This is a genomic window from Streptomyces sp. DH-12, from assembly GCF_002899455.1.
Classification (GTDB): domain Bacteria; phylum Actinomycetota; class Actinomycetes; order Streptomycetales; family Streptomycetaceae; genus Streptomyces.
Genome location: NZ_PPFB01000001.1, coordinates 2,492,614 through 2,502,783 on the forward strand (window position 1 = coordinate 2,492,614; position 10,170 = coordinate 2,502,783).

9 protein-coding genes and 2 riboswitches are annotated in these 10,170 nt (G+C 70.3%); of the genes, 3 read left to right on the plus strand and 6 right to left on the minus strand.

Features of this window, described 5'->3' with window-relative positions; genetic code table 11:
- Window positions 1–4: 4 nt before the first annotated feature.
- From C1708_RS09970 to C1708_RS09995, 6 genes are all read right to left on the minus strand, one after another.
- Window positions 5–964, minus strand: a complete 960-nt coding sequence (locus C1708_RS09970) for an ABC transporter permease (protein WP_106412323.1) — start codon at window positions 962–964, stop codon at window positions 5–7.
- The gene (locus C1708_RS09975) at window positions 964–1,968 is read right to left on the minus strand and encodes an ABC transporter permease (RefSeq protein WP_106412324.1); all 1,005 of its coding nucleotides are present in this window, start codon (window positions 1,966–1,968) and stop codon (window positions 964–966) included. The genes C1708_RS09970 and C1708_RS09975 overlap by 1 nt, the downstream gene beginning before the upstream one ends.
- A gap of 108 nt (window positions 1,969–2,076) precedes the next feature.
- Window positions 2,077–3,747 carry an ABC transporter substrate-binding protein gene (locus tag C1708_RS09980; RefSeq protein WP_106412325.1) on the minus strand — a complete coding sequence of 557 codons (1,671 nt, stop codon included), beginning with the start codon at window positions 3,745–3,747 and terminating at the stop codon, window positions 2,077–2,079.
- Between the two features lie 433 nt (window positions 3,748–4,180).
- Entirely contained in the window at window positions 4,181–4,963 is a 783-nt protein-coding gene (locus C1708_RS09985) for an enhanced serine sensitivity protein SseB C-terminal domain-containing protein (protein ID WP_241911213.1), read from the minus strand.
- Window positions 4,964–5,091: 128 nt separating this feature from the next.
- A complete protein-coding gene (locus tag C1708_RS09990) occupies window positions 5,092–5,868 on the minus strand; it encodes an enhanced serine sensitivity protein SseB (protein ID WP_106412326.1) in 777 nt (258 codons plus the stop codon).
- Window positions 5,869–5,875: 7 nt separating this feature from the next.
- Window positions 5,876–6,589, minus strand: coding sequence for an AAA family ATPase (locus C1708_RS09995; protein ID WP_106412327.1), 714 nt, complete (start codon window positions 6,587–6,589; stop codon window positions 5,876–5,878).
- Window positions 6,590–6,811: 222 nt separating this feature from the next.
- A riboswitch (glycine riboswitch) is annotated at window positions 6,812–6,912 on the plus strand.
- Window positions 6,913–7,036, plus strand: a riboswitch (glycine riboswitch).
- Window positions 7,037–7,109: 73 nt separating this feature from the next.
- Between C1708_RS09995 and gcvT the strand changes: the two genes are divergently transcribed.
- The 3 genes from gcvT to glyA all read left to right on the plus strand — a co-directional run bounded on the left by gcvT (window position 7,110) and on the right by glyA (window position 10,003).
- A complete protein-coding gene (gene gcvT, locus C1708_RS10000) occupies window positions 7,110–8,228 on the plus strand; it encodes a glycine cleavage system aminomethyltransferase GcvT (protein WP_106412328.1) in 1,119 nt (372 codons plus the stop codon).
- 123 nt (window positions 8,229–8,351) lie between these two features.
- Entirely contained in the window at window positions 8,352–8,729 is a 378-nt protein-coding gene (gene gcvH, locus C1708_RS10005) for a glycine cleavage system protein GcvH (RefSeq protein ID WP_106412329.1), read from the plus strand.
- Window positions 8,730–8,743: 14 nt separating this feature from the next.
- Window positions 8,744–10,003 carry a serine hydroxymethyltransferase gene (gene glyA / locus C1708_RS10010; RefSeq protein ID WP_106412330.1) on the plus strand — a complete coding sequence of 420 codons (1,260 nt, stop codon included), beginning with the start codon at window positions 8,744–8,746 and terminating at the stop codon, window positions 10,001–10,003.
- Window positions 10,004–10,170: the final 167 nt, after the last annotated feature.

The window sequence follows — 10,170 nt, forward strand, 5'->3', positions numbered from 1 at the left end:
TGGTTCAGCCCCTCAGCTTCGGGTCGAGGGCTTCCCGCATGGCCTCGCCGAGGAGGGTGAAGCCGAGGGCGGTGATGATGATGCCGACGGCGGGGTAGACCGCCATCATCGGCGCGTTGTCGAAGAAACGCTGCGCCTGGGTGAGCATGACGCCCCACTCGGGGATGGCCGGGTCGGGGTTGCCGAGGCCCAGGTAGGACAGGGCGGCCGCCTCGATGATCGCGGTGGCCAGGGAGAGCGTGGCCTGCACGATCACCGGGCTGAGCGAGTTGGGGATGATCTGCGAGAGCACGATGCGCCGCTTGCGCACACCGAGGGACCTGGCCGCGAGCACGTACTCCGAACCGCCCTGGGCCAGCATGGAGCCGCGCAGCAACCGGGCGAACACCGGGATCTGGACCACACCGACGGCGATCATCACGGTGGTCAGCGACTGTCCCATGACGGCGGCGATGGACACGGCCAGCAGCAGCGAGGGCATGGCCAGCATGATGTCGATGAACCGCATGATGACGGAGTCGATGCGCCTGCCCCGGTCGCCGCCGAGGGTGGCGAAGGCGCCGGCGAGGCCGCCGATCAGGAAGCCGATGATCAGACCGATCGTCGTGGCGACGACGCCGACGAGCAGGGTCTGACGGGCGCCCACCAGCATGCGGGAGAACATGTCCCGGCCGAGGTGGTCGAGTCCGAACCAGTTCTCGCCGCGCATGCCGACGAACTCGCCCCGGTTGGCGAAGACCTCGTTGCGCCAGGTCTGGGCGGTCGGCGAGTACGGGGCGATGTACGGCCCGATGACCGCGAGGACGATGAACACGGCGATGACGATCGCGCCGACGATCGCCATCTTGCTGCGCTTGAGACGTCGGAACGCCTCCCGCCACAGGCTGGCTCCGGTAGTGGTGTCCTTGGTCGCGGCCAGTTCGGCGAGACGCTGGATCTTGTCGGTCTTGGTGGCGACGCTCATTAGTGCACCCGCACTCTCGGGTCGATCAGGCTGTACGCCAGGTCCACCAGCAAGTTGATCAAGACGTAAACCAGCGCGATGAACATGATGAATCCGACGAGCACGGGGTAGTCACGGCCGTCGATCGCGGTCCGGATGAAGGAGCCGATGCCGCCGAAGGAGAACACGGACTCGGTCAGGACCGCGCCGGACAGCAGGGAGCCGGTGAGCAGGCCGACCGCCGTCACCACGGGGAGCAGCGCGTTGCGCATCACGTGCCGGCTACGGACGACACTGCGCTTGAGGCCCTTGGCCTCGGCGGTGCGGACGTAGTCCTCGTCCTGCACCTCGAGCACGCTGGCGCGGGTCATGCGCACGATGACGGCGAGCGGGATGGATGCCAGGGCGACGGCCGGCAGGACCAGGTGGTGGAGGGCGCTCAACGAGGCGTCGAACTCCCCGGTGAGGATGCCGTCCAGGACGGCGAAGCCGGTCACGTCGGTGGCGTTGATACCGGTTTCCTGGCGTCCGTAGCTGGGGAAGATGCCGAGCTGGACGGCGAAGATCTGCTTGAGGATCAGGGCCAGGAAGAAGACCGGGACGCAGATGCCGACGAGGGAGCCGGAAACCGCGCTGACGTCGAGCCACCCGCCGCGGTTGCGGGCCGCGAAGTAGCCGAGGGGCACACCGACGGCGACCGCGATGAGGATCGCGAGGAGGGACAGCTCCACCGTCGCGGGGAAGCGCAGGACGAACTCGTCCCACACCGGCTGTCCGGTCTGGGTGGAGGTGCCCAGATCGAGCTCGAAGATGCGCTTGAGGAAGCGCCAGTACTGAACGTAGACGGGCTGGTCGAGCCCGAGCGCACGGTTGATGCGCGCCACTTCGGCTTCGGTGGCCTTTTCCCCCAGGATCGCTGAGGCGGGTCCACCGGGCAGCCGGTCGAGCCACAGGAAGAGCAGAACCGACAGGCCGAGCAGCGTGGGTATGAGCTGGAGCAGTCTTCGTACGACGAGACGCAGCACCCCGCATGCCCCTTTCTTGCGTGAGGTCTTACATGAATGGACCCGCCCGGCCGCCGAGTTGCGGTGGCCGGGCGGACCCCCCCGTTATTGGCTTCCTGCCGTTCCCGCCTACTTGAAGGAGGCTTCGGCGAAGATCTCCTGCGTCAGCGGCGACACGTTCGGCGGGTTGACGTTCTTGCCGAAGGCGATGGCCGGCGGGGAGGACGAGACCGGGACACCCGGCAGGTAGTCCATGATGACCTCGTTGGCCTTCTGGTAGGCGGCGGTGCGCTCCTCGGCCTTGCCCATCTTCGAGCCGGCGTTCACCGCGTCGAAGACCTTCTTGTCCTTGAAGCCCCACTGCTTGTCGAACCCGGCGAACCAGGTGCCGATGAAGTTGTAGCCGTCGTTGAAGTCACCGGTCCAGCCGAGCATGTGCAGGGCGCAGGAGCCCGACTCGGTGGCGTCCAGGTAGTCCGGGGCCCACTTCATGGCCTTCGGCTTGACCGTGATGCCGGACTTCTCCAGGTCGGCCTTCATCAGCTCGAACAGGTCCTGCGGGGCAGGCATGTACGGGCGGGTGACCTCGGTCGGGTAGCAGAACTCGATCTGCAGCTTCTCCTCGCCGGCCTTCTTCAGCAGCTGCTTGGCCTTGGCGGGGTCGAAGGGGTACTGCGTGACGTTCTTGGAGTAGCCCTGGATCGTGTCCGGCATGAACTGGTCGGCGACCTTGCCGCCCTCGGGCAGCTGGGTCTTGACCAGGTTCTCCTTGTCGATCGACTGCGCGATCGCCTGGCGGACTTCCTTCTTCTTCAGGGCCGGGTTCGCCGACTGGCTCATGCCCACGTAGAAGAGGTTGAAGACGCCACGGGTCGGGACGACGTAGCCCTGCTCCTCGAGGGTCTTGACGTCGGCCGGGGCGACGAGGTCGTAGCCGTCGATGTCACCGGCCTGGAGCGCCTGGCGGCGGCCCTCCTCGGTGTCGATGGTGCGGAAGACCAGGTTCTTGATCTTCGCCTTCTCGCCCCAGTAGTCGTCGAAGCGCTCGAGGGTGACTTCCTTGTTGCCCTTGTTCCACTTGACGATCTTGTACGGGCCGGTGCCGGCGACCGTGCCGGCCTCCTGGCTGTACTTGGGGTACGTGATGGCGTCACCCTTGGCCGAGGCGTCCTGCTTCTTGTACGCCTCGATGGCCTTCGGCGAGTGGATCGCGAGGGCGTTCAGCGAGAAGCCGCCGGGGAGGTTGGCGGAGGGCTTCTTGACCTCGATGACGGCGGTGTGCTCGTCCTTGGCCGTGCAGCTCTTGTAGTTCGCCTCGGGCGTCTCCGGGTCCTCGTTCTTCGCGAACCCGCCCATGATGGTCTGCCAGTAGTAGGAGACCGCGCTCGACTGGTAGGTGCCCTTCCAGTTGAACCAGTGGTCGTAGTTCGCGCAGACCGCCGCGGCGTTGAACTCCTCGCCGTCGTGGAACTTCACGTTCTTGCGGAGGTTGAAGGTCCAGACGGTGCCCGCGTCGTTGCTCGACCAGGTCTCGGCCAGGCCGCCGACCAGCTTGGTGCCGCCCGACTCGTGCTCGAGGAGGGCCTCGAACGCCTGGCGGGTCACCCGGAAGGTTTCACCGTCACTCGCGAGGGCAGGGTCCAGGGAACCCGGGTCACCTGCACCGGCGAACACGAAGGTGTCCTTCTTGCCGCCGCTCTCGTTGTCACTGTCCCGCTCGCTGGCGCAGCCCGTGGCGATCAGACCGACCGCGACCGCGGCCGTGATCGCCCGAGCGGCTCGGGACTTGAATATGCGCATACTGGGGCCACTCCGGGTCCGCTATGTGGATGCATCTTGACCGGCCGAACACTACAGACGTTCGCAGTGAGTCAGGAACAGTCCGGATAGCGGTGATACCTACCTGAGATCTGAACGGTTGACATAAGGGATCCTTCCGGCATCTTCGCGGGGTGATTTAACGTGCCGGACACATGTGACACCCCGGCAAGTGCCGTTCCGCAGGCCCCGGATGATTTGAAGACGCAGTGAAACCGCAGGTGACAGGCGGTCAGCGGCAGGTAGCTGAGCGCATTCGCCGGAATCTGACGCGAAATCAGCGGCCGAGGGGCCCGGACGGGAGCCGAACCGGCTCACACTGTCCACATGCTGGACACGGTGACCCTGTGTCACCGTGCGCGAGAGCCCCCGGCGGCGGGTCGGCCGCGCCGGGGGCCCGGGAAGGACGTACCGGTCAGAGGCGGTGTGCGGGCGGGTAGCCGTAGCCCGCGGCGGGCGCCGGGGCGTGCGCCTCGCGGTCGTAGAAGGGGCGCGCGTTGACCCGCAGCCACATCGCCACCGGGTCGTGCTCGTCGGCCAGGGCGACGGTGGAGACGGGCAGCCCGTCGGGCACGGCGGGCAGGGACTGCCGCATCATCGCCCGCACCGACTCCACGGCGGGCGGCGAGGTGTCGTACACGTCCAGGCCGATGGCGAGGTACGGGGCGCCCAGCGCGGGCTGCACCCAGGCGCGGCGCAGCGCGCGCACGGCCGGGGTGCGGTGGGCGTTCTGCGCGAGGAGGGCGTAGAACTGCGGGATCTCGATGGCCGGCTCGGACAGCCGCAGCGGTCCGGCGGGCTGCTGGTCGAGGCCGCCGGCGATACGGCGCAGATCCAGCCAGGGGATGCCGACGCCCCCGCCGGGCGCGTGCGGGTTGAGCCAGAGGCCGTGGCGGTCCGGGTAGAGGGCACGGGCCACCTCGAGCCCGTCCACCACCTCGTACGAGCGGTTCCAGCCGCTCGCGGACAGTTCCTGGGCGGAGGTCACGCAGGGCGCGTAGCCGTGGCCGTCGACCTCCATGGTCCCGTACTGGGCGTCGGGCGAGCCGGCCTGGCCGTGCCAGAGCAGCATCCAGACCCGGCCGGACGAGGGGGTGGCGAGCGCGCGCAGCAAGGCCTCGTAGGCGTCGTAACGCCCGGGCGTCACCTGGCGCAGCATGTGCTCGACCTGTCCGGCCGCCGCGGTGCCAGCGCTCACTTGTATCGCCCCTCCGTACAACACCCAGCCGGCCAATGCCCCTAGCTTAAGCCGACGGCCCCCGCCGGTCTGCGGTCAGTGCGCGGAAGGCGGGGAGCGGTCGGTGCGCGGAAGGCGGGGGCGGCGCGTCAGGCCCGCTGGTAGAAGGGGCGGACCTTGGCGCGCAGCCAGTCGGCGACCGGGTCCTGGGCCACGTCGAGGACGACGAGGTTGACCGGCCAGCGGGCGGGGCTGCGGCCCAGGGCCCGGCCGAGGGCGTCCAGCGGCAGCGACCGGGGGTCGCCCTCCCAGTGCAGTAGTTCCACGCCGACGAACAGCACCGGGTCGGCCGTCTCGACGGCGGCGAGGCAGCGGCGGGCGGTCGCCACCACGCCGAGGGAGTCGAACTCCTGCGAGGCCGCGGCGAGGAAGTCCACCGGGTCGTCCTGCCAGTCGGGTTCGAACAGCCGGACCCGGCCGCCGCCCGCCGGGCCGTCCAGCGGGGAGCGCCCGGCCCGGCACAGATCGGCCACCGCGGCCGGCGGGAGCGGGACGGCGACCGTGCCGCCCGGGTTGACCACGATGCCGGCCTGCGGGGGCAGTCCGCGGGCGAACTCCACGGCGGGCGCGACGGTGCAGCCCATGTGGGAGCCGACGACCTGGCGGAACTGCTCCTCGGAGCTGAAGACCGGCACGTACGCCTGGCCGTCCAGTTCCATGGTGGGCAGGTCGAGGGGGCCGCTGTGCGGACCGCCGCCGTTGGGCAGCGGCACCCACAGGAAGCTGCGCCCGAGCACCTCGACGATCCGGGGTCCCGCCGAGGGGACGCCCAGGGAGGCGGAGAGCGCCTCCTCCAGTTCGTTGCCGGGCCACCCGCCGTGCGGGTGGAAGTGCGTCCGGTCCGGGATGTCCGCCGGGAAGTCCATCTGTCGCCTACCGCCTGCCTGGTGCCACTGCTGTGGCGGAAAGGCTAGCCGGTTCCCCGGTGAAGCCGATCCGGCGCAGGGCGTTCGCGGCGTCCCGGTCGACGAGCACCGCCGACGCGCAGCCCTCCGGCACCCGGCCGGACTCCACCGCGTCCAGCAGCCTGCCGCACGCCGTGCGGTGCCGGCGGAAGGCGTACCGCGAGACGCCCCGGCCCCGCTCCATCTGACCGGCCAGGGCCTGCTGGGGCGTGACGTCCAGTACCAGCAGATGCAGCGCGGCCCCGCGGCGCCGGGCCTCGCGGGCCAGCCAGCGCCGCACCCAGGTCTGCGTGCCGCAGTCGTGCACGACGACCGGCCGGCCGGAGCGCAGCGCGCGGCGCAGTCCCGCGTAGTGGGCGAGCCGGACCAGCGGGCGGTACACCGCGTACGGCAGCAGGCGGGGCATGCGGCGGTCCCAGCGGTCGCGGGCGTCCTGGGAGTCGACGCGGGCGCCGCGCACCGTGCGCCGCATCAGCGTGGACTTGCCGCTGCCGGGCAGTCCGGTGACGACGACGAGGTCGCGGGGGCCGAAGAGCAGGGCGCGCGGGCTGCGGCCGGAGCGCTCGCGCAGGTCCTGGACGAGCGGGGCGGGCGCCGCGCCGCGGGCGCCGCCGGCCCCGTCCGCGTGCTGCCGCGGCAGCGCGACGCCTGTGGTGCCGGCGTACGCCGTGGGCCTGTTCACCGTGGTCGTCCTCCCCTGGGGCCGGATATGAGTTCCGATCCCCGCCGCGTGTAAAGAGAAGGTAATGCCAGGTCGCTCTCGGTTCCGTGCTCTTACCGATACAGGCCTGTCACAGCTCCCTGTGACCGAGCCTGCACGAACGGTGCACCCCCGGCAAGGGTCCCCCTGCCGGTGTCCGGCGATGCGTGCAATGATGTGCGCGCCAACTGCATACCGGCCGTTTGAATCCGCGCGGGAGAGTCCCCGGCACCGTGTGCCGCCGGGGCGCCGAAGGAGCAAGTCCCTCCCTTGAATCTCTCAGGCACCGTTACCGCGCGGGCGAGGCACATCTGAAAAGCGGGCCGCCGTCGCAGTGCTCCGGTGGCTCCACCCAAGGTGCAAGTCCTGATCGCCGTATCACCGGTGGTCATGGCGAACCTCTCAGGTTCCGATGACAGATGGGGAGGAAACGCCCTCGCCTTCCCCCACGCTCGAATGAACTCGCGCGGGAGGGACCCCCATCGCCTTGGGAGACCGACCGATGAGCAGTAACGAACCCCGCCGCACCGCGCTCGATGCCCTGCACCGGTCGCTCGGCGCGACGATGACCGACTTCGCCGGCTGGGACATGCCCCTGCGCTACGGCTCCGAGCGCGACGAGCACAACGCCGTGCGCACGAAGGCCGGCCTCTTCGACCTCTCGCACATGGGCGAGATCACGGTCACCGGCCCGCAGGCCGCCGCGCTGCTGGATTACGCGCTGGTCGGCAACATCTCGGGCGTGAAGCCGGGCCGCGCCCGCTACACCATGATCTGCCGTGAGGACGGCGGCATCCTGGACGATCTGATCGTCTACCGGCTCGGCGACACCGAGTACATGGTCGTGGCCAACGCCTCCAACGCCCAGGTGGTGCTGGACGCGCTGACCGAGCGGGCCGCGGGCTTCGACGCCGAGGTGCGCGACGACCGCGACGCCTACGCGCTGCTGGCCGTGCAGGGCCCCGAGTCCCCGGCGATCCTGCAGAGCCTCACCGATGCCGACCTGGACGGCCTGAAGTACTACGCCGGTCTGCCGGGCGCCGTGGCCGGGATCCCCGCGCTCATCGCCCGCACCGGCTACACCGGCGAGGACGGCTTCGAGCTGTTCGTGAAGCCGGAGCACGCCGTGGAGCTGTGGCAGGCGCTGACCGAGGCGGGCGAGGGCCACGGGCTGGTCCCGTGCGGCCTGTCCTGCCGGGACACGCTCCGCCTGGAGGCGGGCATGCCGCTGTACGGCAACGAGCTGAGCACCTCGCTCACGCCCTTCGACGCCGGTCTGGGCCGGGTGGTGAAGTTCGAGAAGGAGGGCGACTTCGTGGGCCGCGCCGCCCTCGCCGACGCCGCCGAGCGCGCCGCGCAGAACCCGCCCCGCGTGCTGGTCGGCCTGGTGGCGCACGGCCGCCGGGTGCCGCGCGCCGGGTACGCGGTGGTGGCCGGCGGCGAGGTGATCGGCGAGGTCACCTCCGGCGCCCCCTCCCCCACCCTGGGCAAGCCGATCGCCATGGCCTACGTCGACGCGAGCCACGCCGAGCCGGGCGCCGAGGGCGTCGGTGTGGACATCCGCGGCAGCCACGAGCCGTACGACGTCGTGGCGCTGCCGTTCTACAAGCGGCAGAAGTGACACCGTCGTAGACAGCCCCCGGGCCGTCCCCGCGCGTCCGCGGGCCGGGCGCCCCACCCGTCCGGCCGCGTCCCGCACCGTCCCCGTCATCAGCAGTTTCCCGCGTACAGGAGAATTCCAGCCATGAGCAACCCCCAGCAGCTGCGCTACAGCAAGGAGCACGAGTGGCTGTCGGCCGCCGAGGACGGCGTGTCGACGGTCGGCATCACGGAGCACGCGGCCAACGCGCTCGGCGACGTGGTCTTCGTCCAGCTCCCCGAGGTCGGTGACACGGTGAGCGCGGGCGAGACCTGCGGCGAGCTGGAGTCCACCAAGTCGGTCAGCGACCTGTACTCCCCTGTCTCCGGCGAGGTCACCGAGATCAACGAGGACGTGGTGAACGACCCGGCGCTGGTCAACTCGGCCCCCCTCGAGGGCGGCTGGCTGTTCAAGGTGCGGGTCACCGACGAGCCGGCCGACCTGCTGTCCGCCGCCGAGTACGACGCGTTCATCGCGGGCTGAGGAGCCGTAGCCGCATGTCGCTTCTGAACACGTCCCTGCACGAGCTCGACCCGGCGGTGGCCGCCGCGGTCGACGCCGAGCTGCACCGGCAGCAGTCCACCCTCGAGATGATCGCCTCGGAGAACTTCGCCCCGGTCGCGGTCATGGAGGCCCAGGGCTCGGTCCTCACCAACAAGTACGCCGAGGGCTACCCCGGCCGCCGCTACTACGGCGGCTGCGAGCACGTCGACGTGATCGAGCAGATCGCCATCGACCGGGTGAAGGAGCTGTTCGGCGCCGAGCACGCCAACGTCCAGCCGCACTCGGGCGCCCAGGCCAACGCGGCCGCGATGTTCGCGCTGCTCAAGCCGGGCGACACGATCATGGGTCTGAACCTCGCGCACGGCGGGCACCTGACCCACGGCATGAAGATCAACTTCTCCGGCAAGCTCTACGACGTGGTCGCCTACCACGTGGGCGACGACGGCCGGGTCGACATGGCCGAGGTCGAGCGGCTGGCCAAGGAGAGCAAGCCCAAGCTGATCGTGGCCGGCTGGTCGGCGTACCCGCGTCAGCTCGACTTCGCCGCGTTCCGCCGGATCGCGGACGAGGTCGGCGCGTACCTGATGGTCGACATGGCGCACTTCGCCGGTCTGGTCGCCGCGGGCCTGCACCCCAACCCGGTGCCGCACGCCCACGTGGTGACCACCACCACGCACAAGACCCTGGGCGGTCCGCGCGGCGGTGTGATCCTGTCGACGGCCGAGCTGGCCAAGAAGATCAACTCCGCGGTGTTCCCGGGCCAGCAGGGCGGCCCGCTGGAGCACGTGGTCGCCGCCAAGGCGGTCGCCTTCAAGGTCGCCGCGAGCGAGGAGTTCAAGGAGCGCCAGCGCCGCACCCTGGAGGGCGCCCGCATCCTGGCCGAGCGTCTGGTGCAGGGCGACGCGAAGGCCGCGGGCGTCGACGTGCTGTCCGGCGGCACGGACGTGCACCTGGTCCTGGTGGACCTGCGGAACTCCGAGCTGGACGGGCAGCAGGCCGAGGACCGGCTGCACGAGGTCGGGATCACGGTCAACCGCAACGCGATCCCGAACGACCCGCGCCCGCCGATGGTCACCTCGGGTCTGCGCATCGGCACGCCCGCCCTCGCCACCCGCGGCTTCACGGCCGAGGACTTCGCCGAGGTCGCGGACGTGATCGCCGAGGCGCTGAAGCCGTCGTACGACGCCGAGGCGCTGCGGGCCCGGGTCGCGGCGCTGGCCGCGAAGCACCCGCTGTACCCCGGTCTGCGGTAACTTCATCCGCTTTTTGTACGGATGTACGGGGCATCGCGCACACTGGGTCGGTGGGCGCGGTGCCCCGCACCATGCCCCGCATGAACGATTCACCCACGCTTTCGACCCACTGAACCGCCCTTCCCCCGGTGGACAGCGTCGTCCGCCGAACCCTGAGGAGTCCTCCC